General features: G+C 73.2%; 24 protein-coding genes. 17 read left to right on the top strand and 7 right to left on the bottom strand.

Annotated features, from left to right (window positions below):
* Positions 1 to 120 precede the first annotated feature (120 nt).
* The 5 genes from def (at position 121) to ACEZDG_RS00100 (ending at position 5,457) form a co-directional block, all read left to right on the top strand.
* Positions 121 to 666, top strand: a complete 546-nt coding sequence (gene def, locus ACEZDG_RS00120; RefSeq protein WP_380500821.1) for a peptide deformylase — start codon at positions 121 to 123, stop codon at positions 664 to 666.
* A 46-nt stretch (positions 667 to 712) separates the two neighbouring features.
* Positions 713 to 1,639: a methionyl-tRNA formyltransferase gene (fmt, locus tag ACEZDG_RS00115; RefSeq protein WP_380500819.1), complete on the top strand. Its 927-nt coding sequence runs from the start codon at positions 713 to 715 to the stop codon at positions 1,637 to 1,639.
* 51 nt (positions 1,640 to 1,690) lie between these two features.
* Entirely contained in the window at positions 1,691 to 3,127 is a 1,437-nt protein-coding gene (locus ACEZDG_RS00110) for an RsmB/NOP family class I SAM-dependent RNA methyltransferase (RefSeq protein WP_380500817.1), read from the top strand.
* A 22-nt stretch (positions 3,128 to 3,149) separates the two neighbouring features.
* A complete protein-coding gene (gene rpe / locus ACEZDG_RS00105) occupies positions 3,150 to 3,836 on the top strand; it encodes a ribulose-phosphate 3-epimerase (protein WP_380500815.1) in 687 nt (228 codons plus the stop codon).
* 160 nt (positions 3,837 to 3,996) lie between these two features.
* Entirely contained in the window at positions 3,997 to 5,457 is a 1,461-nt protein-coding gene (locus tag ACEZDG_RS00100; RefSeq protein ID WP_380500813.1) for a GuaB1 family IMP dehydrogenase-related protein, read from the top strand.
* Between the two features lie 58 nt (positions 5,458 to 5,515).
* Here the strand turns inward: ACEZDG_RS00100 and ACEZDG_RS00095 are convergent, their stop codons facing one another.
* Entirely contained in the window at positions 5,516 to 6,217 is a 702-nt protein-coding gene (locus ACEZDG_RS00095; protein ID WP_380500811.1) for a DUF5995 family protein, read from the bottom strand.
* 95 nt (positions 6,218 to 6,312) lie between these two features.
* Between ACEZDG_RS00095 and ACEZDG_RS00090 the strand changes: the two genes are divergently transcribed.
* A complete protein-coding gene (locus ACEZDG_RS00090; RefSeq protein WP_380500809.1) occupies positions 6,313 to 7,314 on the top strand; it encodes a hypothetical protein in 1,002 nt (333 codons plus the stop codon).
* A gap of 115 nt (positions 7,315 to 7,429) precedes the next feature.
* On the opposite strand, the gene ACEZDG_RS00085 is transcribed toward ACEZDG_RS00090, so the two are convergent.
* Both ACEZDG_RS00085 and ACEZDG_RS00080 read right to left on the bottom strand, forming a co-directional pair.
* Positions 7,430 to 8,752 carry an enolase C-terminal domain-like protein gene (locus tag ACEZDG_RS00085; protein ID WP_380500807.1) on the bottom strand — a complete coding sequence of 441 codons (1,323 nt, stop codon included), beginning with the start codon at positions 8,750 to 8,752 and terminating at the stop codon, positions 7,430 to 7,432.
* 15 nt (positions 8,753 to 8,767) lie between these two features.
* Complete coding sequence (locus ACEZDG_RS00080; protein ID WP_380500805.1) at positions 8,768 to 9,937, bottom strand: LacI family DNA-binding transcriptional regulator; 1,170 nt, start codon at positions 9,935 to 9,937, stop codon at positions 8,768 to 8,770.
* Between the two features lie 68 nt (positions 9,938 to 10,005).
* On the opposite strand from ACEZDG_RS00080, the gene ACEZDG_RS00075 reads away from it, so the two are divergent.
* On the top strand, positions 10,006 to 10,851 hold the full coding sequence (locus tag ACEZDG_RS00075) for an NAD-dependent epimerase/dehydratase family protein (protein ID WP_380500803.1): 846 nt from the start codon (positions 10,006 to 10,008) through the stop codon (positions 10,849 to 10,851).
* Here the strand turns inward: ACEZDG_RS00075 and ACEZDG_RS00070 are convergent.
* Entirely contained in the window at positions 10,824 to 11,531 is a 708-nt protein-coding gene (locus tag ACEZDG_RS00070; RefSeq protein WP_380500802.1) for a maltokinase N-terminal cap-like domain-containing protein, read from the bottom strand. The two genes, ACEZDG_RS00075 and ACEZDG_RS00070, sit on opposite strands and share 28 nt — an antisense overlap.
* 61 nt (positions 11,532 to 11,592) lie before the next feature.
* Complete coding sequence (locus tag ACEZDG_RS00065) at positions 11,593 to 12,369, bottom strand: SDR family NAD(P)-dependent oxidoreductase (RefSeq protein WP_380500800.1); 777 nt, start codon at positions 12,367 to 12,369, stop codon at positions 11,593 to 11,595.
* A 71-nt stretch (positions 12,370 to 12,440) separates the two neighbouring features.
* On the opposite strand from ACEZDG_RS00065, the gene ACEZDG_RS00060 reads away from it, so the two are divergent.
* From ACEZDG_RS00060 to ACEZDG_RS00020, 9 genes are all read left to right on the top strand, one after another.
* Positions 12,441 to 12,788 (top strand): ArsR/SmtB family transcription factor, encoded by a 348-nt coding sequence (locus ACEZDG_RS00060; RefSeq protein WP_380500798.1) that lies wholly within the window; start codon positions 12,441 to 12,443, stop codon positions 12,786 to 12,788.
* Positions 12,785 to 13,225 carry an SRPBCC family protein gene (locus ACEZDG_RS00055; RefSeq protein ID WP_380500796.1) on the top strand — a complete coding sequence of 147 codons (441 nt, stop codon included), beginning with the start codon at positions 12,785 to 12,787 and terminating at the stop codon, positions 13,223 to 13,225. Before ACEZDG_RS00060 ends, ACEZDG_RS00055 begins: the two co-directional genes overlap by 4 nt.
* A gap of 9 nt (positions 13,226 to 13,234) precedes the next feature.
* A complete protein-coding gene (locus ACEZDG_RS00050; protein WP_380500794.1) occupies positions 13,235 to 14,074 on the top strand; it encodes an IclR family transcriptional regulator in 840 nt (279 codons plus the stop codon).
* Positions 14,075 to 14,221: 147 nt separating this feature from the next.
* Complete coding sequence (locus ACEZDG_RS00045) at positions 14,222 to 15,676, top strand: MmgE/PrpD family protein (RefSeq protein ID WP_380500792.1); 1,455 nt, start codon at positions 14,222 to 14,224, stop codon at positions 15,674 to 15,676.
* 12 nt (positions 15,677 to 15,688) lie between these two features.
* Positions 15,689 to 16,612 carry an isocitrate lyase/PEP mutase family protein gene (locus ACEZDG_RS00040; protein WP_380500790.1) on the top strand — a complete coding sequence of 308 codons (924 nt, stop codon included), beginning with the start codon at positions 15,689 to 15,691 and terminating at the stop codon, positions 16,610 to 16,612.
* An 11-nt stretch (positions 16,613 to 16,623) separates the two neighbouring features.
* Positions 16,624 to 17,865, top strand: coding sequence for a 3-isopropylmalate dehydratase large subunit (locus ACEZDG_RS00035; RefSeq protein WP_380500788.1), 1,242 nt, complete (start codon positions 16,624 to 16,626; stop codon positions 17,863 to 17,865).
* A complete protein-coding gene (locus ACEZDG_RS00030) occupies positions 17,865 to 18,374 on the top strand; it encodes a LeuD/DmdB family oxidoreductase small subunit (protein ID WP_380500786.1) in 510 nt (169 codons plus the stop codon). Before ACEZDG_RS00035 ends, ACEZDG_RS00030 begins: the two co-directional genes overlap by 1 nt.
* Positions 18,375 to 18,383: 9 nt before the next feature.
* Entirely contained in the window at positions 18,384 to 19,067 is a 684-nt protein-coding gene (locus tag ACEZDG_RS00025) for an MBL fold metallo-hydrolase (RefSeq protein WP_380500784.1), read from the top strand.
* Between the two features lie 30 nt (positions 19,068 to 19,097).
* Positions 19,098 to 21,602: a PrpF domain-containing protein gene (locus tag ACEZDG_RS00020; protein WP_380500782.1), complete on the top strand. Its 2,505-nt coding sequence runs from the start codon at positions 19,098 to 19,100 to the stop codon at positions 21,600 to 21,602.
* Here ACEZDG_RS00020 and ACEZDG_RS00015 read toward each other — a convergent pair.
* Together ACEZDG_RS00015 and ACEZDG_RS00010 are read right to left on the bottom strand one after the other, a co-directional pair.
* Entirely contained in the window at positions 21,584 to 22,879 is a 1,296-nt protein-coding gene (locus ACEZDG_RS00015) for a YhgE/Pip domain-containing protein (RefSeq protein WP_380500780.1), read from the bottom strand. The genes ACEZDG_RS00020 and ACEZDG_RS00015 overlap by 19 nt on opposite strands.
* Positions 22,880 to 22,953: 74 nt before the next feature.
* On the bottom strand, positions 22,954 to 24,915 hold the full coding sequence (locus ACEZDG_RS00010; protein WP_380500778.1) for a discoidin domain-containing protein: 1,962 nt from the start codon (positions 24,913 to 24,915) through the stop codon (positions 22,954 to 22,956).
* Positions 24,916 to 25,060: 145 nt separating this feature from the next.
* Here ACEZDG_RS00010 and ACEZDG_RS00005 point away from each other — a divergent pair.
* Positions 25,061 to 26,073, top strand: a 1,013-nt coding sequence (locus tag ACEZDG_RS00005) for a LacI family DNA-binding transcriptional regulator (protein ID WP_380500776.1), incomplete at its 3' end; no start/stop codon positions are given.

Raw genomic sequence — 26,073 nt, 5'->3', positions numbered from 1 at the left:
TGCCGCCGTCGGCTGCGGTCCGCCCGGCGGCGATTGTGCGGCGCGGCCCTCAGTACACTGGTGCTTCTGTGCACGAGGGTCGACTGCACGCCTCCACCCTGACCGACGGGAGCCCGATCCGTGGCGATTCAGCCCATCCGCATCTTCGGCGACCCGGTGCTGCGGTTGGCCGCGCAACCGGTCACCGTGTTCGACAAGGAGCTGCGGACCCTGGTCAGGGATCTGACCGAGACCATGAAGGAGGCCCCGGGCCGGGGCCTGGCGGCCCCTCAGATCGGGGTCTCGCTGCGGGTGTTCACCTACCACGTCGACGGGGTGTTCGGGCATCTGATCAACCCCGGCCTGGACCTGAGCGAGGAGGAGCAGGACGGCCCCGAGGGCTGCCTCTCGCTGCCGGGCCTCACCTTCGACTGCAAGCGCGCCTACGGCGTGGTCGCCAAGGGCTTCAACGAGTACGGCGACCCGGTCACGGTGGAGGGCACCCAGCTGCTGGCCCGCTGCATCCAGCACGAGACCGATCACCTGGACGGCATCATCTTCATCGACCGGCTCGACCGCGAGCAGCGCAAGGCCGCGCTGCGGGCGATCCGCGAGGCCGAGTGGGCCGGGGACACCGCGCCGCAGGTGCGGGTCTCCCCGCACAGCACCTTCGGCCGCGCGCTGTGACCGGCTGTTCCTCCTTCCCGTTCCTCCCGAGAGGCCGCACCCGCGTATGAAGCTCGTCTTCGCCGGCACCCCCGAGCCCGCCCTGCCCGCGCTGGAGGCGCTGATCGCCTCGGGGCACGAGGTCGCCGCCGTGGTCACCCGTCCGGACGCCCCCGCCGGGCGCGGGCGGAAGCTGGTCGCCAGCCCGGTCGCCCAGCTGGCGGAGCAGGCCGGGATAGAGGTGCTCAAGCCGGGACGGCCGCGCGAGCCCGAGTTCCTGGAGCGGCTCGCCGCCATCGCCCCCGACTGCTGCCCGGTGGTCGCCTACGGAGCGCTGCTGCCCAAGGCGGCGCTGGACATCCCGCGCCACGGCTGGGTGAACCTGCACTTCTCGCTGCTGCCGGCCTGGCGCGGCGCGGCCCCGGTGCAGCACGCGGTGATGGCCGGGGACGAGGTGACCGGCGCGTCCACCTTCCTGATCGAGGAGGGCCTGGACTCGGGACCGGTCTACGGCACCGTCACCGAGCTGGTCCGCCGCGACGACACCAGCGGCGACCTGCTGGAACGGCTGTCCCACTCGGGTGCGCGGCTGCTGCTGGCGACCATGGACGGGATCGAGGCGGGCACCCTGGAGGCACGTCCGCAGCCCGCCGACGGGATCAGCCTGGCGCCCAAGATCAGCGTGGAGGACGCCCGGGTGGACTGGACCGCCCCGGCGCTGCGGGTGGACCGGGTGATCCGCGGCTGCTCCCCGGCGCCCGGCGCCTGGACCCTGTTCCGCGGCGAGCGGCTGAAGCTGGGCCCGGTGCGGATCGCGGCCGGGCTGATGCTGGAGCCGGGGGAGCTCTCGGTGACCAAGAACGCCGTGCGGGTCGGCACCGGCAGCCATGCGATCGAGCTCGGCGAGGTCCAGCCGCAGGGCAAGAAGCGGATGTCCGCGGGAGACTGGGCCCGTGGCTCCCGCCTGGAGTCCGGCGAGCGCCTGGGCAGCTAAAGGCATTCTCCGTTCGTCCATAACCAACGTCAGCACCTTGCGAGGCAGCACATGAGCACTCCCACCGCCAAGTCCCCGCGTCCGCACCGCCGTCCCAAGAAGGACCCGGCCCGGATGCTGGCCTTCACCGCGCTCCGCGCCGTGGACGAGCGCGACGCCTACGCCAACCTGATCCTGCCCTCGCTGCTGCGCAAGGCCGAGAAGAACGAGGGCTTCGAGCGCCGCGACGCCGCCTTCGCCACCGAGCTGGTCTACGGCACGCTGCGGATGCGCGGCAGCTACGACGCGATCATCGGCGCCTGCATCGACCGCCCGCTGAGCAAGGTCGACGCCAACGTCCTGGACGTGCTCTCGCTGGGTGCGCACCAGCTGCTGGGGACCAGGATCCCGGCGCACGCGGCGGTGTCCGCGACCGTGGAGCTGGCCCGGGTGGTGCTCGGCGACGGCCGGGCCAAGTTCGTCAACGCGGTGATGCGGAAGATCAGCACCCAGGACCTGGACACCTGGCTGCAGCAGGTCGCGCCCCCCTACGAGGAGGACGCCGAGGACCACCTCGCGGTGATGCACTCGCACCCGCGCTGGGTGGTCGCCGCGCTCTGGGACTCGCTCGGGGTGTGGCAGCCCGAGCACTGCGGCCGGACCGCGATGTCCGAGCTGCTGGCCGCCGACAACGCCCGCCCGGCGGTCACCCTGGTGGCCCGTCCGGGCCGGTCCACCGCGCAGGAGCTGCGGGACTCGCTGCCGGCCGAGGACACCGCGCCGGGACGCTGGTCCCCGTACGCGGTGCAGCTGGTCGAGGGCGGCGAGCCGGGCCTGGTCGAGGCCGTGCGCGAGAACCGGGCCGGGGTGCAGGACGAGGGCAGCCAGCTGGTCGCCTCCGCGCTGGCCGCCGCCCCGCTGGAAGGCCGCGACGGGCTGTGGCTGGACGCCTGCGCCGGCCCCGGCGGCAAGGCCGCGCTGCTGGCCGCGCTGGCCTCGCAGCGGGCGGCGGTGCTGGTCGCCTCCGAGTCGCAGCCGCACCGCGCGGCCCTGGTCGCCAAGGCGCTGGACGGCAACCCCGGGCCCTACGCGGTGATCACCGCGGACGGGCTGCACCCGGCCTGGCGGCCCGGGGCCTTCGACCGGGTCCTGGTGGACGTCCCGTGCAGCGGCCTGGGCGCGCTGCGGCGCCGTCCGGAGTCCCGCTGGCGCCGCCGTCCGGAGGACGTCGCCCACTTCGGCCCGCTCCAGCGCGGCCTGCTGACCTCGGCGATCGAGGCCACCCGCCCCGGCGGGGTGGTCGGCTACGCGACCTGCTCGCCGCATCTGGCCGAGACCCGGACGGTGGTCCAGGACGTGCTGCGCGGACGGGACGACCTGGAGTGGATCGACGCCCGCCCGCTGCTCCCCGGGGTGCCCGGCCTGGGCGAGGGCCCCGACGTCCAGCTCTGGCCGCATCTGCACGGCACCGACGCGATGTACCTGGCCCTGCTGCGCAGGAAGGGCTGAGCGGGGACGGGATACTGTCCCCATGAGCCCTCAGATCAGCCCCAGCATCCTGTCCGCGGACTTCGCCCGGCTCGCCGAGGAGGCCGAGGCCGTACGCGGCGCGGACTGGCTGCACGTGGACGTCATGGACAACCACTTCGTGCCCAACCTCACCCTGGGCCTGCCGGTGGTGGAGTCGCTGCGCAAGTCCACCGACATCCCGATCGACTGCCATCTGATGATCGAGGACCCGGACCGCTGGGCCCCGCAGTACGCCGAGGCCGGCGCCGGGTCGGTGACCTTCCACGTCGAGGCCGCCGCCGCGCCGGTCCGGCTGGCCCGGGAGATCCGCTCGCTTGGCGCGCGGGCCTCGATGGCGCTGAAGCCGGCCACCCCGGTCGAGCCCTACGAGGACCTGCTGCCCGAGCTGGACATGCTGCTGATCATGACGGTGGAGCCGGGCTTCGGCGGCCAGTCCTTCCTGGACATCATGCTGCCCAAGATCCGCCGCACCCGGCAGCTGATCGACCGGCACGGCCTGCAGCTGTGGCTGCAGCTGGACGGCGGCATCTCGGCCGAGACCATCGAGCGCTGCGCCGACGCGGGCGCGGACGTCTTCGTCGCCGGATCGGCCGTCTACGGCGCGGACGACCCGGCCGAGGCGGTGCGCCGGCTGCGCGAGCTGGCCGCGACGGCCACGGACAGCGCGCCCTGGGTGCACCGCCACTGAGCCGCGCCCCTTTGTGGGAAAGCACAAACGGCGCCGGCTCGCTCCGTCGGCCGACTGTGCGGAAGCGCAGGAAAGGCCGCTGAGCTGGACCCTTCGCGTCATATGCACGAGAATCGAACGTTGGGCGCAGGGTGCGCCCACCGCAGCAGAGAGTCCCCACATGCGCTTCCTGAACCCCCAGACCGGCAGCTACGACGAGCGCTCCACGGTGCCGTACGACCTGACCTACGACGATGTGTTCATGGTGCCAAGTCGCTCCTCGGTGGGCTCGCGCCAGGCCGTCGACCTCTCCTCCAACGACGGGACCGGCACCACGATCCCGCTGGTGGTGGCGAACATGACCGCCATCGCCGGACGCCGGATGGCCGAGACCGTGGCCCGCCGCGGCGGGCTGGTCGCCATCCCGCAGGACATCCCCAACGATGTCGTCGCCGATGTCGTCGGCTGGGTCAAGCAGCGCCACCTGGTGCACGACACCGCGATCACCCTGGCCCCCGGCGCCACCGTCGCCGACGCGCTGTCGCTGCTGCCCAAGCGGGCCCACGGCGCCGTGGTCGTGGTCGAGGACGGCCGACCGGTCGGCGTGGTCACCGCCGCCGACTGCCAGGGCGTGGACCGCTTCACCAGCCTCTCCGCCGTGATGTCGGCCGACCTGCTGCTGCTGGAGGAGGGCATCGAGCCGCGCGAGGCGTTCGAGCGGCTGAACAACGCCCACCGCAAGCTCGCCCCGGTGGTGGACGCCGGTGGCCGCCTGGTCGGCATCCTGACCCGCAAGAACGCGCTGCGGGCCACCCTCTACACCCCCGCCGTGGACAGCCGGGGTCGGCTGCGGGTCGCCGCCACCGTCGGCATCAACGGCGATGTGGCCGGCAAGGCCAAGTCGCTGCTGGAGGCCGGGGCGGACGTGCTGGTGGTGGACACCGCGCACGGCCACCAGGAGTCCATGATCAGCGCGCTGCGCGCAGTGCGCGGCCTGGACCCGCAGGTCCCGATCGTGGCCGGCAACGTGGTCGCCGCGGCCGGTGTGCGCGACCTGGTCGAGGCCGGGGCGGACATCCTCAAGGTCGGCGTCGGCCCCGGCGCGATGTGCACCACCCGGATGATGACCGGCGTCGGCCGGCCGCAGTTCTCCGCCGTGCTGGAGTGCGCCGCGGAGGCCCGCCGCCTCGGCAAGCACGTCTGGGCGGACGGCGGGGTGCGGCACCCGCGCGACGTGGCCATGGCGCTGGCCGCGGGCGCGTCCAACGTCATGATCGGCTCCTGGTTCGCCGGCACCTACGAGTCGCCCGGCGACCTGCAGACCGCCGCCGACGGCCGCCAGTACAAGGAGAGCTTCGGGATGGCCTCGGCCCGCGCGGTGCGCAACCGGACCTCCGAGGAGTCCTCCTACGACCGGGCCCGCAAGGCGCTGTTCGAGGAGGGCATCTCCACCTCGCGGATGTTCCTGGACCCGGCCCGCCCCGGGGTCGAGGACCTGATCGACTCGATCGTCGCGGGCGTCCGCAGCTCCTGCACCTACGCGGGCGCGGACTCGCTGGAGGACTTCCACCGCAAGGCCGTGGTCGGCGTCCAGAGCGCGGCCGGCTACGCCGAGGGCCAGCCCCTGCACGCCAGCTGGTAGCCCCGCTCCGGCCGGCCAGGAGTGCGCCATGGCCGACGACACCACCGAGGCGCCCGGCTCAGCCGGCGCGTCCGGCGCGTCCGGCGGAGCGGAGCGGGGTGAGCAGGCAGCGGCAGACCAGCCCCGCCGCGTCGTCCAGCGCGGCGGCGGCGACGGCCCGGGCGGCCGGGCGGTCCCGCAGCTCCCAGAAGGTGACCGCGGAGGCCCAGGCGGCGTCCCTGGCCCGGTCGATGCTCCAGGAGCTCAGCAGGTGCAGCAGCGGCTCGGCCACGTCCAGCTCCTCCGGGGCGGGCATCAGCCGGTCCCGCACCTCCTCCTCGACCTGGGCCAGCAGGTCGTTCACCCGGTGGAAGTCGCCGGACAGCTCCTCCGGCGAGCAGCCGAGCGCGGCGCAGGCGTCGACCACGGCGAGCGGCAGGTCGTGCTCGATGTGGGCGTTCATCCCGGACAGCGCGAACTGCAGCGGCAGCACGCCGGGGTGCAGCCGGAACTCCAGCAGTGGCCGCCAGCAGGCCGGGGCGCGCGGGGCGGTCAGCGCGTCCAGGAAGCGGTCGGCGAACAGCACGTCCAGGGCGGCGACCTCGGCCGGGGAGCGGAAGAGGTCGCCCGCGGCGAGGTGCTCGGCGACCGCCTCGGTGACGGTCAGGTAGGCCGCGCCGAACACCGCCACCCCGTCCTGCGGCGGCAGCCCGGCGACCAGCAGGCGCAACCGCTCCACGATCACGGTGACGCCGCTGACGGACTGGGTTTCGGTCGTCATACGCTCCAGCGTGCCCGGTACCGGCCAGTACCGCGATCCCTGCACGGGCCGGCGCGCTGAGCCCGCCGGAACCGCTGCTGCTACCGTTCTCGATCATGGGAGCGCGGGCGAACTACGTGGTGGTCGAGAACGGCGCCTGGACGCTGCACTACTCGCACTGGGGCGCGGGCCGGCTGGCCACCGACCTGGCCCACGGACCGGCCGCGGCCACCCGCTGCTTCCGCGCCAACTCCCCGGTGCCGCAGGACGAGCAGCGCATCGCGGACAGCTGGCTCAACGACGTGTGGTGCGAGGGCGCCGCGCTGGTCGACCACGACCGCAGGCAGCTGCTGTGGTTCACCGACCCGGGGGAGGGCTGGGCCGAGTACACCGCCCGGCGCGAGGTGCTTGCCCGGATGTGGCCCGGCTGGGAGGTCCGCTGGGCCCATGACGGACTCGGCGACCTCCAGGCCCGGCTGGGACTCGGCCGGGACTTCACCCGCACGCCGGGCACCGCCGAGTCCGACAGCTGGGCCCCGCTCTGGGTGGAGCCGGAGGACGACGATGACGTCACCGTCCTGGTGACGGTCCGTCAGCCGGACGGCTCGGTCCGGGCTCGGGGTGGCTGCCTCGACCCGTTCCTGCAACTGATCGGCGGCCAGGGCCTGTTGGGTCTGCTGCCGGCCGACTCGCCGGAGCCGGCCCTGGCGGCGATGCCCGACGGCGGCATCCACCTCGATCCCGAGTCGCGCACGATCGGCCTGTGGACCACGAGGGTCGCCTTCGGCCTGTACCACCGACCGCTGCGCGGCTGGGACGGCTGGACCCTGGAGTTCTGGGGCGACGACCACACCCGGCAGGCGGAGCAGGCGGGCGACCGGGTCCGCTTCCCGCGCACCGACCTCGGGCCGGCCCTGGCCGACTGGCTCCGGCGGATCGGCGCTCCGCCGCGGGACCCCGGGGCGCTGCTGCGCCAGGTCGCGGCGCTGCCCTCAGAGGACGACCGCACCGTGCTGGTCAATCCGCTGGCGACGGTGCGGCACACCGCAGTTGAGCCCACCGCCGAGGAGGTCGACGCGCTGCGCGCCGTCATCGCCGGACTGCTCGCGGAGCAATGACGTGCCAGTCGGCACGTGTACATGCCATAATAACGCTGCGTTCAATTGGCCCTGAGCGCGGCGCGGCGCCCCTGTCCAGCGAGAGCGGGGGCGCCGTACCTGTTCGCCGGCCTGCTCAGGGCGCTTCGAGGCCGCCGTCCGGGCGGCGCACCCCGGCCGCCCAGCGCTCGTGCAGGAACTTGACCGGCGGGAAGCGCAGCGCCGCCTTCTCGTCCAGATCGACGCCCCAGCCCGGCAGTTCGGACGGGTACAGGTAGCCGTCGCGGACGGTCGGAGTGCCCGGGAAGACCTCGTGGGTGGCCTCGTTGTACTCGTGCGACTCCTGGTAGCCGAAGGCGGGCGTGCTGATGTCCACCGCCAGGTTGGCCGCCACACCCACCGGCGAGATGTCGCCGGGGGAGTGGAACGCGGTACGGACGCCCAGGAGTTCGCACAGGGCGACGATCTTGCGGGTCGGGGTGAGCCCGCCGATCGCGGAGGTGTGCAGCCGGATCAGGTCCACCCCGCCGTCGCGGACCAGCCGTACCGCGTCCGCGACCGAGCCGAGCTGCTCGCCGACCGCGATCGGCACCGGCGAGGCGGTCCGCACCTCCGGCAGCCGGTCGTAGTGCTCGGGCGCGACCACGTCCTCCAGGAAGGACAGCCGGTACGGCTCCAACGCCCGTGCCAGCACCACGGCCTGTTTGGGCGTCAGCCTGCTGTGCACATCGTGCATCAGGCTCAGCTCCGGGCCGAACCGCTCCCGGGCGGCGGCGAACAGCTCGGGCACGGCGACCAGGTACTGGTTCACGTCCCAGCCGTCCGGGTGCGGCGAGCGCGGGTAGCCGCCGCGGGTGCCGGGGGCGCCGTAGGTGCCCAGGCCCGGTCCGCCGACCTGCAGCCGGAGGTGCCGGTACCCGGCCTGGACCAGCGCCTCCGCCTGCTCCAGGGTCTCCGCGACGGTCGGCCCGGCGGCATGGGTGTAGACCTCGACGGCGGCGCGGCTGCGACCGCCGAGCAGCTCGTGCACCGGCATCCCGGCCCGCTTGCCGGCGATGTCCCACAGCGCCTGGTCCACCCCGGACAGCGCGTTGCCCAGCACCGGCCCGTTGCGCCAGTAGGAGGAGTAGTGGATCAGCCGGGTGATGTCCTCGATGTCGGCCGGGTGGCGGCCCACCACCAGCGGGCCGACATGCTCGTCCACCGCGGCGGCGACCGCGGCGTAGCGCTGGGTGAAGGTGGCGCAGCCGAGCCCGTGGAGGCCGGGTTCGTTGGTTTCCACCCGCACCACGACCAGCGGCAGCCCCTCGGGGGCGGTCACGATCGCGCGGACGGCGGTCACCCGCAGCCGGTCCCGGGACGGCCAGGGCGGCTGCGCCTCGGGCAGCCCGCCGTCGGCCCCGAGCAGGCGGTTCGGGTCCGTACTCGGGTCTGCGGGGTCCATGTTCGGTGCTGACATGCGGTTCCCTCTCACTCAGCCGGTCCCGCGCAGCGGCGGGTCGATGGGGTCGGCGGTCGCGCCGACCAGCCGCAGATGGCCGGGCGCGGCGCGCCGGGTGCTGACCCGGACCGGCAGCACCACAAGCTCCGGCTCCGGGTGCGGCTCGGCGGCGGCGATCCGCCGGTGCAGCAGCCGCATGGCGGTACGGCCCAGCTCCGCCGAGGGCTGGGCCACCGACGCGGCGGTCAGCGGCAGGATGTCGAACGGGCCGGCGTCGTCCATCCCGGCCAGGTCGAGGTCGCCGGGCACCTCCCGGCCGAGGGCGAGCAGGTCCTCGGCCGCGGTGGCCAGCACGAAGCCGTTGGCGCAGAGCAGCACGGTGGGCGGCCGGGCGCCGTCCAGCAGTTCGGCCAGCCGCTCGCGCCGCTGCTGGTCGGGCAGGTCGTGGTAGCGGCGCAGCACGGTCAGATCGGGGCGGACCGGCAGCCCGTGCTCGCGCAGCGCCTGGACGTGCCCGGCCAGCCGGTCCCGGACGCTGGTGGCCCCGGTCTCGTCCCAGAGGGTGGCCATCACCGTGTGCCCGGCGGTGATCAGGGCCTCGGTCAGCTCGCGGCCCGCCGCGACGTTGTCCGCGACCACGGCGTCGCAGGCGAGTTCGGGGCGGTAGCGGTCGACCATCACCAGCGGGGTGCCGCTGCGGGCCACCTCGGTGTAGCCGGCCGGGTCGCCCTGGCCCTGGGCCGGGTAGACCAGGATGCCGCTCACCCGGTCCGCCAGGGCGTCGCGCAGGGCGGCGGCCTCGCGCTCCGGATCGCCCTCGCAGTAGCGCAGGTAGAGCCGGTAGCCGAACTCGGCGCAGACGGCCTCGGCCCCGGCCAGCACCGCGGAGGTGTGCGGCCCCGGGGTCTGCAGCACACAGGCCACCCGGCGGTCGTGGCGGTCCCGGCCCGCGCGGGCGGTGGGCCCGTCCGGCTCGGCGACGAAGGTGCCCCGGCCCCGGCGGCGCACCACCTGGCCCTCGGCGGCCAGGTCGTTCAGGGCGCGGACGGCGGTGGCGTGGCTGACCCCGAAGCGCTCGCAGATCTCCCGCTGGGTCACGAAGGGCACGCCGGGGGAGTACTCGCCGGAGGCGATGGCCGCCAGCAGCTCGCGCTTGACCTGCTGGTACAGGGGCGTGCGCCGACCGTCGGCTTCCGCTGGCATGGTCCCGGCCTCCTTGCGATGACTTAACATGCTAAAGATAATCTATTAACAGGTTAAGGGGTGCGGCCATGAGGGTTCTGGTGACCGGTGCGGCAGGCCTGCTCGGACGCGAGGTGGTCGCCCTGCTGACCGCGGGCGGCTGGACGGTCAGGGCCCACGACCGCAGGCCGCAGGTCCTGGCGGCCGACGAGTTCCGCTGCGGCGACCTGCTCGACGCGGAGCAGGCGGCGCAGGCGGTGGCCGGGATGGACGCGGTGGTGCACGCGGCGGCGCTGCCCTCGCCGAAGCTGGGCACCGAGCAGGAGGTCTTCACGGTCAATGTGGAGGCCGCGCAGCGGGTGCTCAGCGCGGCCGGGCACGCGGGCGTCCGCCGGATCGTGCATGTCTCCAGCCTGTCGGCGCTGGGTCTGGCCTGGTCCTCGCACTACCGCGCGCCGCGGGAGATACCGGTCACCGAGCAGCACCCGTTCGTCGGCGAGGACGTGTACGGGCTGTCCAAGCACCTGAGCGAGGTGGTCGCGCAGACCGTGGCCCGGCGGGACGGGGCGACCGTGGCCAGCCTGCGCTTCCCGTTCCTGGGCAGCGGGGAGCGGCTGCACCGGATGCTCCGCGGCGTGCACGCGGATCCCGGCGGCTTCAGCCGGGGCGAGCTCTGGGGCTGGCTGGACACCAGGGACGCCGCCCGGGCCGTCGAGGCGGCGCTGCAAAGCCCTTTGACGGGCTATCAGGTGTTCAACGTCACCGCTCCCGACACCACCTCGCTGCTGCCCAGCCGTGAGCTGGTGCGCCGCTACCACCCCACGCTCCCGGCCGAGCGGGCGCCGGAGGGCTTCGGCACCCTCTTCAGCACCCGCCGGGCCGAGGACCTGCTGGGCTTCACCGCCCGCTACTCCTGGCGCGACGGCACCTCCTGAGCCCGCGCGTGGACCGCGACGAACAGGCCGCGGACGGTGGTGCCGTCCGGACCGTGCCAGGCGCCGGCGACGTGGCCCACTGCCTCCGGCGGCGGAACCGGCCCGCCGTCCGGGGCCGGGCGCAGGACCCGGTGCAGGCGCAGGCTCGTGCCGTCCGGTCCGGTCAGTTCGGTGCCCTCGGCGTCGTCGGTGGCGTCGTCGGTGGCGTCGTCGGTGGCGGCGGCGGTGAAGTCCGCGGGGACGGCGCCGTGGGCGCGGTAGGAGCGGGTGACCTCCCGGTCGGGGCTGTCGCTGGTGTTCTGCGCCTGAGCCTCGACCCGGCCCTGGATCAGGGCCAGCAACTGGGCGACCAGCACCGGGTCGTGGCAGCCGTCATAGGCCCAGCGCGGGCCGAGCACCCCGTGCTCCGTGGTGCCGACGAGGGCGTGCTCGGCCCCGTCCAGCGGGGCGCCGCGATAGGTGAGCGGCAGCAGGTAGCTGGTCGGGAGGGTGCCGGAGGTGTCGGTGACCACCATGAACTCGATCCCGACCTCCCCCTCCGGATCGTCCAGCCGGAAACCGCCGGCCTTGGCCAGCACCGGCCCGGCCGGGTCGCCGAGGTACCACGGCCGGGACGGCAGCCAGGCGGTGAGCAGCTCCAGCTTGGTCGGCTTGAGGTCGGTCTGGTGGATGACGGCCATGCCCAGGACTCACTTCCGTCGAGCGGATACGCCCTCGCATCCTGCCACCGCCCGGCAGAACCTAGTCGAGGGGGACCGGGCCGGACGGGGTGAGCTGGTAGCCGCGGGGCTCGTGGGCCGGGTCCAGGGCGAGGGCGGCGATGGTGTCGCCGAGCCGGTCGGGGGTGGAGACGGGGCCGAGCCGCTGGATGAAGTCGGCCTCCGGCACACCGGACCGGGCGGCGTAGCCGGCGACGCCCGAGTCGCCCACGCCGCTGCCGGGGGTCAGCGGCGGCAGGACGGACAGGAAGGTGATGCCGAGTCCGGCCCGCTCGGACTCCTCGGCCGCGTAGGCGGTGAGGAACCTGATGGTGGCCTTCGCCCCGGCGTAGCCCCCGCTGACCGGCGAGCCGCGCAGCGCGGCTCCGCTGGAGACGGCGACCACGGTGCTGCCCGGCGGCAGCGGGGTGGTCAGGGCCAGCCGGGTCCAGTGGAAGGCGTGCTGGACGTCGGCCTGCCAGTGCAGGCTGAACTCCTCCCAGGTGTACGTGTGGACCGGCCGCGCATACGGAACCGCTCCGGCGTTGAGCACCAGGAGCCGCGGGGCGTACTGGCCGAGCAGCCGCTCGGCGACGGCCGGGTCGGTGGCGTCGGCGGTGACCGGGACGAAGGAGTCGCCGAGTTCGGCGTGGACCTTCTCCAGCTCGCCGCGGTCGCGGGCGACCCCGACGACCCGCAGGCCGGCCCGGCTCAGCGCGACGGCGGTGGCGCGGCCGATGCCGCGTCCGGCGCCGGTGACGATCGCGGTCCCGGTCGCGGTGGACCCGGCCGGAGGGGTGGTGGATTCATGGGCGGACATGGGGTACGGCTCCTTGGTAGAAACGTTCAACCTGTTGGTTGAATGTACTCTTCGCGCTAACGTTCAGCAATATGGTTGAACGTCTTGCCGCACCCCTGGATCTGACCTACATGGCCCTGGCCGACCCCACCCGCCGGGCCATACTGCAGCGCCTGCGCACGGCCGAGGCCCGGGTCACCGAGATCGCCGCGCCACTGCCGATGTCGCTGGCCGCGGTCTCCAAGCACATCGCGGTGCTGGAGCGGGCTGGCCTGCTGCGCCGCGAGATCCGCGGTCGCGAGCACTACCTGAGCGCCAACCCGCAGCCGCTGACCGAGGCCGAACGGTGGATCAGCGAGTACACCGGCTTCTGGGAGCGCCGTGCGGACGCCCTGGCCGACCACCTGGAACAGCAGATCGAGGAGAGGCCTACCCCGTGAGTGACACCGTGGTGCGGGTGACCCGCACCCTCAAGGCCAGCCCGGAGCAGGTCTTCGCCGCCTGGACCGACGCCGACCAACTGCAGCTGTGGCTCTGCCCCGACCCCGGCTTCGTCGCCGAGGCCGTCTGCGACCCGGTCGTCGGCGGTCGCTACCGCATCGTCAAGATGCTGGCCAGCGGGGCGGACGAGGTCACCGGCGAGTACCTGGTGGTCGAGCCGCCGCACCGGCTGGTCTTCACCTGGGCGGCCGGCACCACCCAGCACCGCACCACCCGGGTCACCGTCACCCTGCGCCCGGAGGGGGACGCCACCGAGATGACCATCCTGCACGAACTGCTCCCCACCCAGCCGATCCACGACGGCGCGCGGCGGGCCTGGACCGGTATGGCCGACAAACTGGGCACCCTGCTCGCGGCCGGGACCGGGCCCGTATAGTTTCACATTGTGACGAGCGCCGACTTCGAGACCGATGCCGCAGACCCCAGTGCCGACCCGGCGGACCCCGCCGATTCCGCGGCCGACAACGGCCGGGTACGCGGCGCGGAGACGGCCAGGCGGGCACTGCGGCTGATCGAGACGCTGATCGCGGAGCAGCCGGTGCGGCTGGACACCCTGGTGGAGCGCACCGGGCTGACCAAGAGCACCGCCTACCGGCTGATGCGGGTGCTGCAGGAGGAGGGCTACGCCGAGAAGTTCGGCCACGACGGCTACCGGGCCGGCCCCCGCTGCGCGGTGTTCGCCGAGGTCGGCGCGCTCAATGTGCACACCTACGCCCCGGTGCGGGCGATCCTGCAGCAGCTGTCCCGGGCCACCGGCGAGACGGTGACGCTGCATCAGCGGGCCGGTGACCTGGCGATCCTGGTGGCCGGGGCCGAGGACGAGACCCACGCCCTGCGCATGGTGAGCACCCTGGGGGAGTCGAACCTGCTGGTCCGGGGCGCGAGCGGGCTCGCGGTGCTGGCGCACCTGGACCCGGCCGAGGCGGAGCGGATCGTGGCGCGCTACATCGAGGGCCGCACCGACCGGGCGGAGCTGCTGGACCGGCTGCGCACCATCGCCGGCCGCGGCTTCGCGGTGTCCAGCGGGGTGAACCACCCGGGGGTGCGCGGCATCGCCGCCCCGGTGCTGCGGGACGGGGCGCCGACCACCATGTCGGTGGCCGTGGTGGGCCCGGCCGAGCGCTTCACCGAGCAGCGCGCCCTGGCCGTGTCCTCGCAGCTCACCGCGTGCTGCGTGCGGCTGGCGGCCTACTTCACCGCGGCCGGGCAGGGCAGCATGCGCTGAGTCCGTCCCAGGCTTCCCTTCCGCCCCCGTTGCGCGCAGGTCCGCAGCGGGGGCGGTGGTCTGTCTGCTTGACACGGATCGAATCACCATGTGAATCTGAGTTTGCACAATATGAACTCTGAACGTCACAGTGTGGAGATGAGTGCGGTGTCCGTACCAACACAGCAGGCCACCCGACCGACCGATCCGGACGGCCCCACCGGGCAGCTGGCGGGCTGGCTGGCCGGCACCGGCCTTGAGCGGATCCCCGCCACCGTGCGCGAGCGGGCCGCGCACCTGGTGCTGGACGGTCTGGGCTGCGCCCTGATCGGCGCGCAGCTGCCCTGGTCCCGTACCGCGGTGGAGGCGGTGCTGCCGATGGAGGGCGGGGGCAGCACGCCGCTGATCGGCTGGGGCCGCAGCACCAGCGCACCCGCGGCGGCCGTGCTGAACGGCACCTTCATCCAGGGCTTCGAACTGGACGACTACTTCCCGGCCGCGCCGCTGCACAGCACCTCGCTGCTGCTGCCCGCGCTGCTGTCCACGGTGTCCCAGCTCGGCGCGGCAGGCGGCACGGTCAGCGGCGCGGAGTTCCTGCGCGCCGTGGTGCTGGGGATCGAGACCGGCACCCGGGTGGGCCTGGCGCTGGGCGGCCCGGAGATGCTGGTGCGCGGCTGGCACTCCGGGTCCGTGTTCGGCACCCATGCCGCAGCCGCCGCCTCCGGCGCCCTGCGCGGACTCGGCCCGGCGGAGTTCGAGGACGCCCTCGGCCTGGCCGGAACCCAGTCCGCCGGACTGATGGCGGCCCAGTACGAGGCGATGTCCAAGCGGATGCACCACGGTCTGGCCGCGCGCAACGGCTTCTACGCGGCGGGCCTGGCGCAGGGCGGTTACACCGGCATCAAGCGGGTGTTCGAGCGCCCGTACGGCGGGTTCCTGTCGACCTTCGGCGAGGGCCACCACCCCGACGCCTCGCAGATCACCCAGCAGCTGGGCGAGCAGTGGAACACCGCGGCCGTCACCGTGAAGATCCACGCGGCGATGGGCGGCCTGCACCCGGCCGTCGACGCCGTGCTCGCGCTGACCGAAGGACGCGGGCTGCGGGCCGAGGACGTGGAGCGGATCCGGATCGAGGTGCCCACCGCGATCCACCACCACGGCTGGTGGGCCCCCGAGCGCCCGCTGACCCCCATCGGCGCCCAGATGAACATCGGCTACGCCACCGCCGTCGCGCTGCTGGACGGCCGGGTCGGCCCCGAGCAGTTCACCCCCGCGCGGCTGGACGCCGACGACGTCTGGCAGTTGATCGGCCGGACCGAGGTGGCCGAGGTCGATGAGCAGCAGGACCCGGCCTGGGCGCAGCCCGGCTACAACACCCGGGTCACCCTGTCCCTGCGCGGCGGCGAGGTGCTCACCCGGGCGCTGAACCAGCCGCACGGCGGGCCGGACGATCCGCTGACCGACCAGGAGATCCGTGCCAAGTACCGGACCCTCACCACCCAGGTGGTCGACCCGGCCCGGGCCGCGCGGATCGAGCAGCTCGTCCTCGGTCTCGAGGGCCTCTCCGACCTGACCGAACTCGTGGACCTGCTGGCCGCTCCGGCCCGCCGGGCCCTGGACTGAGAGGTGCTACCCATGTCCCTTCCTGAGATGTCCCATCCCGAGCAGGACCGCGGCCCGGAGCCCTCGCCCGGCGCACGGCTGCGCAGGCTGCTGGCCGATGGCGGTCTGGTCACCGCGCCCGGTGTCTACGACGGGCTCACGGCCGCCCTGGTCGCCCGTACCGGCTTCGGCGCCGCCTATCTGACCGGTGCGGGAGTCGCCGTCGGCGGCTTCGGGCTGCCCGACATCGGGCTGCTCACCGCGACCGAGATGGCCGAGCGGGCCCGGGTGGTCGTCGCCGCGCTCGGCGGGGTGCCGCTGATCGCCGATGCCGACACCGGCTACGGCACCGCGATGAACGTGGTGCGCACCGTGCGCGAGTACGAGCGCGCGGGGGTGGCCGCGATCCAGCTGGAGGACCAGGCCTTCCCCAAGAAGTGCGGCCACCTGCCCGACAAGGAGCTGATTCCGGCGGCCGAGTTCCAGGACAAGCTGAGCGCGGCGCTCGACGCCCGTACCGACCCCGACCTGGTCGTCATCGCCAGGACCGACGCCAGGGGGCCGTCCGGGCTCGACGAGGCGATCGACCGGGCCAACCGCTATGCCGCCGCCGGGGCGGACCTCATCTTTGTCGAGGCCCCGCAGAGCATCGGCGAGATCGAGCGGATCGCCGCCGAGGTGCGGGCCCCGCTGCTGATCAACATGGTGCAGGGCGGTCTGACCCCGGACACCGGGCCGGACCGACTGGCCGCACTGGGCTACCGCATCGCCATCCACCCCGGCGCGCTGCTCGGCCCCACCGTACTGGCGGGCTTCGACGCGCTGGTGCGGCTGGGCGGGACGCTGCCGAGCGACCTCACCCCGGGGCCGCAGGGGCTGTTCGAGCTGGTGGGACTGCGCGAGTGGTCCGCCATCGGCGAGCGCTACCGCAGCGCCGGGGAAAGGGTCGGTGCCTGATGGGGATGACCATGATCGAGAAGATCCTCGCCCGCAACGCGGGCCTGGACCAGGTGACGGTCGGTCAGACCGTGGTCTGCGACGTCGACATGACGGTGATGATCGACCTGCAGTTCGCCACCGGCTGGGTCCAGCCGCTGCGGATCAACGACCCGGCCAAGGTCGCCGTGGTGATGGACCACGCCGTCCCCGCCCCGTCCGTGCTCGACGCCGCCGGTGGGACCAAGGCCCGTGCCTTCGCCCGGGACTTCGGCATCGAGAGGTTCTACGACGTCGGGCAGCACGGCATCTGCCACCAGGTCATCGCCGAGAACGGCCTGGCCCGGCCCGGCGAGATCCTCGCCTGCACCGACTCGCACACCTGCGCCGGCGGCGCGTACAACACCGCCGCCCGCGGCCTCGGCCCGGCCGAGGTGTACTCGATCCTGTGCACCGGCCGGACCTGGTTCCAGATCGCGCCGACCATCCGCTACGAGTTCACCGGCAGCAAGCCCGCGGCCGTCTCCGGCAAAGACGTCTTCCTGCACATCGCCGGGACCTACGGGGACGCCACCAACCACAATCTGGAGTTCGGCGGCCCCGGCCTGGCCTCGATCCCGATGAACGACCGGCGCACCATCGCCACCCAGGGCGCCGAGATATCCGCCGACTTCTCCACCTTCCCCGCCGACGAGCTGTGCCGGGAGTTCATCGACCGGCACACCCCTGGCCGGGCCCCCTACCTCGTGGCCGACGCCGACCCCGACGCGGTCTACGCGGCGGTGCGCACCGTCGACCTGGACGCGCTGGTGCCGTACGTGGCCCGGCCGGGGACGGTCAGCCACAATGCGTTCCCGATCACCGCGATCGAGCGGCGGCCGGTGAACCAGTGCTTCATCGGCTCCTGCGCCAACGGCCAGTTGGAGGACCTGGCCATCGCCGCCGCGATCGTCCGCGGCCGCAAGGTCGCCCCCGGGGTGCGGCTGCTGGTGACCCCCGCCTCCCAGCAGGTCTACCGCGACGCCATGCGGGCCGGCTACCTCCAGGACCTGGCCGACGCCGGGGCCGTGGTCACCAACTCCACCTGCGGGGCCTGCTTCGGCTACCACATGGGCCTGCTCGGCCCCGGCGAGGTCTGCCTGACCTCCAGCACCCGCAACTTCACCGGCCGGATGGGCAGCCCCGACGCCGAGATCTACATGGCCTCGCCGGCCACCGTGGCCGCCTCCGCACTCACCGGACGTGTCACCGACCCCCGTGGGGAGCTGAACTGATGGACACTCAACTAACAGGCCGGGTCTGGGTGGTGGGCGACAGCGTCACCACCGACGCGATGTACCCGGCCTTCGCGATGAAGCTGCCGATCCCCGAGGCGGCCCGTCACGTCTTCTACGAGCTGCGCCCCGGCTGGACCGACCGGGTCGAGCCCGGCGACATCGTGGTGGCCGGACGCAACTTCGGCCTCGGCTCCTCCCGTCCGGTCGCCGCGCTGTTCCGCGAGCTGGGCGTGGCGGCGCTGATCGCCGAGGAGTTCAACTCGCTGTTCCTGCGCAACGCCATCAACCACGGGCTGCCCGCGCTCACCGTCCCCGGTGTCACCGCCGCGTTCGCCGACGGCGACACCATGACCCTGGACTTCGCCGAGGGCTGGGTCGAGAACACCGGCACCGGTCCCCGGCTGGAGGGCGGACCGCTGCCGCCGCTGGTACTGGAGATCCTGGCGGCCGGCGGGATCCTGCCCAAACTCGCCCGCGAGGGCTACGTACCGATTCCGAAGGGCTGATCCACCCCCATGCACCAGCAACTCGCCACCGGCATCACCCGGGTGGCCACCAGCAGCCGCGACAACGCCTTCCTGGTCGACGGCGACGACGGCCTCACCCTGGTCGACGTCGGCTGGGCCAAGGCGCCCGGTGTGCTGCTCGCCGCGCTCGCCGAACTCGGCCGCAAGCCGGGCGACATCAAGCGGATCGTGCTCACCCACGCCCACCCGGACCATGTGAAGGGAGCAGCCGAACTGCGCCGCGACACCGGCGCCCAAGTCCTGATCCACGCGGCCGACGCCGACTGGCTGCGGGCCGGCCGGGTCCCCGCAGCCGGACGCTCCGGCGCGGTGGGCCGGCTGATCGACCGCCTGCCCGCGCTGCACTGGCAACCCGTCACCCCGGACGGCCTGCTGACGGACGGTCAGCTGATCGAGGGCGCGGCCGGACTGCGGGTGCTGCACACCCCGGGCCACACCCCCGGCCATGTGGTGCTGGTCCATGAGCCCAGCCGCACCGTGCTGCTGGGCGACGCCCTGTTCCACCGCGGCGAACTGGCACTGGGCCCGGCCGCGCTCGCCGCCGACCCGGCCACCCGGGGCAGCAGCCTCGCCCGGCTCCCGCAGGGTGTGCGGGCGGCCGGATTCGCCCACGGCGAGCCGCTGACCGGGGCCGGGGTCGAGGACTTCCACCGCTTCCTGGAGCAGTTCTAAGTCTCAAAAGTTCTCAGAAGGAGCCCCACCATGGACACCGCACCAGCCACCGGCCTGACCCTGGCGCTCGCCGAGCGGTCCGCCGCCCTCAGCTACGGCGATCTCCCGGACGACGTGGTCCAGTTGGCCCGGCAGTGCCTGCTGGACTGGTTCGGGGTGACGCTCGGCGGCAGTGCCGAGGACGGCCCGCTGATCCTGCTGGACCTGCTGCCGTCGGCGGATCCGGGCGACCCGCGCAGCGCGACCGTGGTGGGGCACGGCAGGCGGTTGCCCACCCTGCAGGCCGCCCTGGTCAACGGGACGTCCTCGCACCGGCTGGACTTCGACGACGTCAACGCCGCGTTCCTGGGTCATGTCTCGGTGGCGGTCGCCGGAGCCGTCCTGGCGCTGGCCGAGCAACGGGATGCGACCGGTCCCGAGCTGGTCACCGCGTTCGTCACCGGCTACGAGACCGCCTGCCGGGTGGCCCTGGCGATCGGCCCGCAGCCCTATCTGCGCGGATTCCACTCCACCGGCACCGTCGGCACCTTCGGCGCGGCGGCGGCCTGCGCCCGGCTGCTGGGCCTGGAGGCCGAGCGGACGGCGGTGGCCTTCGGCCTGGCCGCCAGTCAGGCCGCCGGGCTGAAGAGCAACCTGGGCACGATGACCAAGTCCTTCCACGCCGGGAAAGCCTGCGAGAACGGCCTGTTGGCCGCGCTGATGGCGGAGCGGGGCTTCAGCGCCGGCACCGACGCGATCGAGCACAGCCAGGGTTTTGCCGCAACGGCCGGTGGAGTGTGCGACCGGGAGGCAGCGCTCGGTGATCCGCCCTCCGGATGGCATCTGCGCGACAACCTGTTCAAGTACCACGCGTCCTGCTTCATGACGCACTCGATGATCGACGGCATTCGCGGGCTGTGCGCCTCGGACCGGATCGACGTGCGGCAGGTCAGCCAGGTGACCGTGCATGTGGGCGAGTTGGAGCTCGGCGCCTGTGCCGTCCCCGAACCGGCCACCGGACTTGAGGTGAAGTTCAGCCTGGTCCACCTCGCCGCGATGGCGCTGCTCGGCCGCGGCACCGCCGTGATCGACGACGCGGACGCGGCCGACCCGGAGGTGGTCGCGCTGCGGTCCAGGGTGGTGCTGGCCGAGGACGGCGTGTCCGGTGGTCCGACCAGGGTCGACATCGCCCTGCACGACGGCACCGTGCTGCACGCCGCCCATGACGTCAGCACCCCCGAATCCGATCTCGCCGCCCAGCAGGCCCGGCTCCGCGGGAAGTTCCGCGGCCTGGCCGTACCGGTACTCGGCGCCGCCCGGGCCGACGCGCTGCTGGAGGTGCTCTGCGCCCCGGGCCCGCCCGCCGGGGCACGACAACTGCTGGCGCTGGCCCGGCGGCCGGACGGCGGCCAGGCGACCGTCCGCTCGGTCCTGATGCGGGCCGGGACCAGCAAAGGGCTGTTCTTCCACCAGGCCGACCTGCCGGCGCCGGGGCCCGCGCGGGACGCGCTGCTCAAGCGGCTGATGGGCTCGCCGGACGTGCTGCAGATCGACGGGCTGGGCGGCTCCCGGCCGATCACCTCGAAGGTGGCGATCGTGGCGCCGTCGGACCGCGCCGACGCCGACGTCGACTACACCTTCGCCCAGGTCGACATCGAGGGTGACGGGATCGGTTACGGCGGTAACTGCGGCAACATCTCCTCGGGCGTCGGCCCGTTCGCGGTGGACGAGGGGCTGGTCCCGGCGGTCGAGGGCAGGACCAGGGTGCGGATCCACAACACCAACACCGGCAAGCTGATTGTCGCCGAGGTGCCGGTGCGGAACGGCAGGGCCGAGGTCGACGGCGACTACGCGGTGCCGGGCGTGCCCGGCACCGGCGCCGAGATCGTCATGGACTGGGCCAGCACCATCGGTGCGAAGACCGGTCGGCTGCTGCCCACCGGCAGTCCGGTCGACAGCGTCACCCTGCGGGACGGCAGGGTGGTCGAGGTGACCCTCTGCGACGCCGGCAACCCGGTGGTCTGGGTGCGCGCGGCCGACCTGGGCCGGACCGGCAGCGAGTCGGCGGAGGAGATCGACCAGGACTCCGCGCTGCTGGACACCCTCCGTGAGATCCGCGGCCGGGTCACCGCGCTGCTGCTGCCCGGCGCCGACTGGCGCCGGGTCGACGATCCTGCCTCGCCCGGGCTGCCGCTGATCGGTCTGGTCGCCCCGCCCGCCGACTACCGCACCCTCGGCGGCGGCAGCGCCGCCGAGTCGGAGATGGACCTGCGGGTCCGGCTGGTCTTCATGAACCGCCTGCACGAGAGCATCGCCGGGACCGCCTCGATCTCCTTGGCCGCCGCGTCCCGGGTGAAGGGCTCGGTCGTCGCGTCGGTGGCGCTGAACCGCAGCGCGGACACCCTGCTGATCGGGCATCCGTCGGGGGTCACCCCCACCCGGGTGAGGGCCGACACCACCGACCAGGCCCCGTACGTCCGCTTCGACCTGCTCGGATTCAGCCGCACCGCCCGGAGGCTGATGGACGGGACCGCGTACTACCCGTCGGCCGGGTGAACCCGGTGGTAGCCGCGGCGGTCGTACCAGCGGGTGATGCCGAGGCCGAGGCAGAGGGCGACGGCGAAGCCGATGGCCAGCATGATCCAGGCGCGCTGCAGGCCGGCGTCGGCCCTGGCGTCGAAGTACATGATCGCCCGGACCCCGCCGCTGATCTGCCGCATCGGCTCGAACTGGGCCAGGAAGCGGTAGAAGCCGGGCACCGCCTCCAGTGGGATGGTGGCTCCGGCGGAGGGGATGGCCAGGGCCACGAAGAAGAACATGCTGACGACCTGTCCGAGCCCGCCGAAGACCGCGATCACCGCCTGCGCGCCCACCCCGACCACCGCGCTGGCGCAGACCGCGAACAGCCACAGCTGGAACGGGTGCGGCATGGCCAGCCGCACCACCACGGCGGTGGCCAGCAGCACCACGCTCGCCGTCACCAGCGACAGCACCACCGACATGGTCATCTTGACCAGCAGGGTCTGGAACCGGCTGATCGGCACGGTGGTCCGCACCTGGCGGCGCGGACCCAGCTCGCTGGGGGCGTACCCCAGCGCGGCGTCCACCCCGCTGCTGATGATGTTCGCGCCCAGGAACCCCGACATCACCACCAGCAGCGCGACATAGAAGGCGGTCAGGCCGAGGCCGGTCCTGGTCGCCAGGGCGTGCCCCGGCACGGTACGGGAGGAGACCGGGTCGGCCAGCAGCATGGTCTGGGCCGCGCTGGGCTGGATGCCCGTCGCGCGCTGCCGGGCGCTCAGATCGGCGCCGATGCGCTGCGAGGCGGCCCGCAGGGCCTGCTGCTCCACCCCGGTGGCCAGCGAGGAGGCCAGGCTGCCGGCGCCGGGGTTGGTCAGCAGGGTGACCTGGGGCCGGGCGGTGGTGCCGGCCGTTCCCGGCGGGGCGGTGATGCTGGTGAGCGCGGCGGTGAAGTTCGCGGGCACCGAGATGGCGCCGTAGAGGCGGCCGGAGTCGAAGGCGTCCTGGGCCTCCGCCGGGGTCATCAGCTTCCAGTCGACCTTCTGGTCCGGATTCGGGGCCGCCGCGATGCCCCGGATCATCTGCTCGCCCAGCGGGCCGGCGTCCTGGCTGATCAGGCCGACCGGCAGATGGTGCATCGAGCCCTGCGGGTCGCCGATCCCACCGGAGTAGACCAGGGCCAGGCAGAAGGACACCAGGGTGACCAGCACGGAAGGGAAGACCCACACCGGCCACTTGCCCAGCACCTTCCGCGCGGTGGCCCTCGGCGGAGCGGGGGGTGGGTTCGCCGGGGGATCCTGCGCGGTGGCCATGGCTGTGTCCCCTTCTCGTCGGTCCTGCTCAAAATAGTGCAGACCGACCGATCCCACCCCTCAGCTGCCGCCTCTCAGTGCTGGTAGCCGCGGATGTCGGCGACGCTCCACCAGCTGCCGGAGGCGGCGGTGAGAGTGATCCTGACGTAGCGGACCTGACGGTCACCCAGGTCGACCGTGGTGAACTGGCCGGTACCGGCCGCGTCGGCGACGGCGGTGTGCCAGTGGGTGCCGTCGGTGCTGGTGGTCGCGGTGTAGCCGCGGGGGTAGTCGCCGGTGGAGGCGCCGGTGTCCAGCACCAGCTGCTGCAGCCGCCGGGCCCGGCCCAGGTCGACCTGCAGGTACTGGCCGGGCGCCTGGCCGGTGCCGGAGGAGTAGCGGGTGCTGGCGTCGTCGTCCACGGCCTGGGCCGGGGTGTCGGTGGCCCCGGCCGCGCTCGCGGTGGCGGTCCACCCGGTGGGGTCAGCCTGGCGCAGCTTGCCGCCCTTGACGCCGTGCCAGACGAAGCTGGCCAGCGCGCCGCCGGGCAGGGTGTAGCTGAAGTGCTGGTCGCCTTCCTGGACCGCGAAGGTCTGCGGGTTGTCGTTCTCGTTGTGGGCCACCAGCACGGTGCTGCCGTCCGGGTTGCGGAAGGCGGTGTCCTCGACCTGGCCGTTCCAGCCGGTGGTGCCGAAGGAGGTGCTGGCGATGCGGACCGCGCCCGGCTTCACGAAGCGGGCCAGCGCGCCGAGGGTGTAGTACTCGGCGTTGCGGGTGACGCTGCCGTCGGCGTTGACGGTGAGCACCCCGGTGCAGCCGGTGCAGCCGCCGGTGTGCGGGCCGCCGGACGGGTCCAGGGCGATGTTCCAGTTGACGACGGTCTTGGCCCAGTTCCGGGTGGCGCCGATGACCAGGTTGCGGGTGTGCCACTTCAGGGTGTCGGAGAAGGTGCTGGCCGGGTTGGCGGACTGGCTGCCGGAGCACTCGGTGAAGTAGATGTCCTTGCTGGGGAACTGGTTGTGCAGCGCGGTCATCGCGCTGGGGTCGCCGTAGTAGCAGTGGTAGGCGGTGCCGGAGACGTACTTGGCCGCGCTGGACTGCAGGATCTGCTGCGGGTAGTCGTTGATGTCGGCGGTCTCGTCCGGCGGGGTGGAGGCGGCGTCGTTGGGGTGCTCGGTCCAGTTGTGGTCGTAGGCCAGGATCTTGGTCTTCAGCCCGGCGGCGTGCAGCATCGGGCCGAGCTGGTCGATCACCTTGGCCTCCTGCCAGGAGGGCATGTCGGTGCCCGGGTAGCCGGCCGGGGTGCGGTTCTGCGGCTCGTTCTGGACCGTGATCTGGTCCACCCGCACGCCGTTGGCGCGGTAGGCCTGAATGAACTTCACCAGGTAGGCGGCGTAGGCCCGGTAGACCCTGGGGTCGTCGATCAGCCGTCCGCCGTCGAGCGAGCCGCCGGTCTTCATCCAGGCCGGCGGGCTCCACGGGGTGGCCAGGATCTGCAGCTGCGGGTTGAGCTGCTCGGCCTGGCGCAGCAGCGGCAGGATCTGCTTCTGGTCGTGCGCGACGCTGAAGTGCCGGAGGCCGTAGTCGCTCTGCCCGGCCGGGACGTCGTCGTAGGTGTAGGCGGCGGTGGTGGTGAAGTCGGAGGCGCCCACCGGCTGGCGCAGGTAGTCCAGGCCGTCCCCGGTCCCGGGGTCGAACAGCGAGGCCATCGCGGCGGTCCTGGCCTGCGGGGTCAGCGTGGAGAGCACGGCGGCGGAGGAGTCGGTGATCGAGGCGCCGAAGCCGGTCATGGTCTGGAAGCTGCGGCTCGGATCGACCACCACCGTCGGCGGCGCGGTGGCCGGGTCGGCCGGGGTGCTGGTGAAGTCGACCGTGCCCAGGTCGGCCATGGTGTCGGTGCCGTCCGGGGTGGTGATCCAGACCTGGGCCGAGTCGGCCGGGCGCGGCGGCTGCCGGTGCTCGGCGGCCGAGGCGCTGCCGAGGCCCGAGCCCGCGAGCGTGGCGGCGACCAGGGCACTGCTGGTGGCGATCAGCAGGGTGGTACGAGGTGTCCTCATGGCTGGCTGCTCTCCGCTTCACTCGCCGGATGTAACATTGTGAAACTATTTCTGGAACACATCCGAAACACAGGTAAGCGGCGCCCGTTCCGTCTGTCAAGGCATCGGCGCTAGGCTGAGGTCATGAAACGAAACGCTGTAACACGTGGGTAGGCCCCCGGGAACCAGGGTCACCGTCCGCGCCATCGCCGCAGAGGCGGGCGTGTCGATCGCCACCGTGTCACGCGTGATGAACGGCCGGGTGCAGGTCGCGCCCGAGACCGAGGAACTGGTCCGGCGCGCGGTCGGCCGGCTGGGAGCCCCCGCCCCGGCCCGGCGCGGCGCCACCGAGGGCGCGATCTATGTGCGCTGCCCCTATGTGCTCACCGACTACTTCGGGCTGATCGTCTCCTCGATCGCGGAGACCCTGGACCTGCACCGCCGGCGGCTGGTGCTGCAGGCCGGCGAGGCCGCCCAGCGCTCGCCGGTGCTGCGCACCCTGGCGCAGGACCCCAGCATCGCGGGCGCGATCCTGATCCTGCCGCCCGAGCCGGGCGAGGAACTGGTCGCGCTGCAGGGGCAGGGCTTCCCCTTCGTGGTGGTCGACCCCAGGACGCTGCTGCCGCGCGATATCGCCTCGGTCTCCGCCGCGCACTTCGCCGGGGGCCGCAGCGTCACCGCGCATCTGACCGCGCTGGGCCACCGCCGGATCGGGGTGATCGGCGGGCCGCGCGAATGGCTCGCCAGCGAGTCGCGGATCGTCGGCCACACCTCGGCGCTCGCCGAGGCCGGCACGCTGACCTCGCCCGAGCTGCTGCGCAGCATCGAACCCACGGTCGACTGGGGCTACGGCGCGGCCTGCGAACTGCTGGACCTGCCGGACCGCCCCACCGCGCTGGTGGCCTTCAACGACAAGGCGGCGGTCGGCGCGATGCGGGCGGCGCAGGAGCGCGGGCTGCGGGTGCCCGAGGACCTCTCGATCACCGGGTTCGACGACATCGACCTCAGCCACAGCACCGTTCCCCAGCTCACCACGGTGCGTCAGCCGCTGGAGGAGATGGGGCGGATGGCGGTCTCGCTGCTGATGCGGCTGCTGGAGCGGCACACCGTCGACACCCTGCATGTGGAACTCGCGACCCACCTGGTCGTGCGCGGCTCCACCGGTCCGGTGGGCCGCGC

The sequence above is a fragment of the Streptacidiphilus alkalitolerans genome (assembly GCF_042511045.1).
Lineage (GTDB): Bacteria > Actinomycetota > Actinomycetes > Streptomycetales > Streptomycetaceae > Streptacidiphilus > Streptacidiphilus alkalitolerans.
The sequence above is the reverse complement of the archived record's forward strand: the minus strand, read 5'-3'. Positions and strand labels throughout refer to the sequence as shown.

Excerpts from the sequence above, each read along its gene's own strand:
- ACEZDG_RS00010 (WP_380500778.1), bottom strand. The coding sequence starts at position 24,915 with ATGAGGACACCTCGTACCACCCTGCTGATCGCCACCAGCAGTGCCCTG.
- ACEZDG_RS00075 (WP_380500803.1), top strand. The coding sequence starts at position 10,006 with ATGAGGGTTCTGGTGACCGGTGCGGCAGGCCTGCTCGGACGCGAGGTG.
- ACEZDG_RS00100 (WP_380500813.1), top strand. The coding sequence starts at position 3,997 with ATGCGCTTCCTGAACCCCCAGACCGGCAGCTACGACGAGCGCTCCACG.
- ACEZDG_RS00020 (WP_380500782.1), top strand. The coding sequence starts at position 19,098 with ATGGACACCGCACCAGCCACCGGCCTGACCCTGGCGCTCGCCGAGCGG.
- ACEZDG_RS00015 (WP_380500780.1), bottom strand. The coding sequence starts at position 22,879 with ATGGCCACCGCGCAGGATCCCCCGGCGAACCCACCCCCCGCTCCGCCG.
- ACEZDG_RS00065 (WP_380500800.1), bottom strand. The coding sequence starts at position 12,369 with ATGTCCGCCCATGAATCCACCACCCCTCCGGCCGGGTCCACCGCGACC.
- ACEZDG_RS00025 (WP_380500784.1), top strand. The coding sequence starts at position 18,384 with ATGCACCAGCAACTCGCCACCGGCATCACCCGGGTGGCCACCAGCAGC.
- ACEZDG_RS00030 (WP_380500786.1), top strand. The coding sequence starts at position 17,865 with ATGGACACTCAACTAACAGGCCGGGTCTGGGTGGTGGGCGACAGCGTC.
- ACEZDG_RS00040 (WP_380500790.1), top strand. The coding sequence starts at position 15,689 with ATGTCCCTTCCTGAGATGTCCCATCCCGAGCAGGACCGCGGCCCGGAG.
- ACEZDG_RS00060 (WP_380500798.1), top strand. The coding sequence starts at position 12,441 with ATGGTTGAACGTCTTGCCGCACCCCTGGATCTGACCTACATGGCCCTG.
- rpe (WP_380500815.1), top strand. The coding sequence starts at position 3,150 with ATGAGCCCTCAGATCAGCCCCAGCATCCTGTCCGCGGACTTCGCCCGG.
- fmt (WP_380500819.1), top strand. The coding sequence starts at position 713 with ATGAAGCTCGTCTTCGCCGGCACCCCCGAGCCCGCCCTGCCCGCGCTG.
- ACEZDG_RS00085 (WP_380500807.1), bottom strand. The coding sequence starts at position 8,752 with ATGTCAGCACCGAACATGGACCCCGCAGACCCGAGTACGGACCCGAAC.
- ACEZDG_RS00035 (WP_380500788.1), top strand. The coding sequence starts at position 16,624 with ATGATCGAGAAGATCCTCGCCCGCAACGCGGGCCTGGACCAGGTGACG.
- ACEZDG_RS00090 (WP_380500809.1), top strand. The coding sequence starts at position 6,313 with ATGGGAGCGCGGGCGAACTACGTGGTGGTCGAGAACGGCGCCTGGACG.
- ACEZDG_RS00070 (WP_380500802.1), bottom strand. The coding sequence starts at position 11,531 with ATGGCCGTCATCCACCAGACCGACCTCAAGCCGACCAAGCTGGAGCTG.
- ACEZDG_RS00080 (WP_380500805.1), bottom strand. The coding sequence starts at position 9,937 with ATGCCAGCGGAAGCCGACGGTCGGCGCACGCCCCTGTACCAGCAGGTC.
- ACEZDG_RS00095 (WP_380500811.1), bottom strand. The coding sequence starts at position 6,217 with ATGACGACCGAAACCCAGTCCGTCAGCGGCGTCACCGTGATCGTGGAG.
- ACEZDG_RS00110 (WP_380500817.1), top strand. The coding sequence starts at position 1,691 with ATGAGCACTCCCACCGCCAAGTCCCCGCGTCCGCACCGCCGTCCCAAG.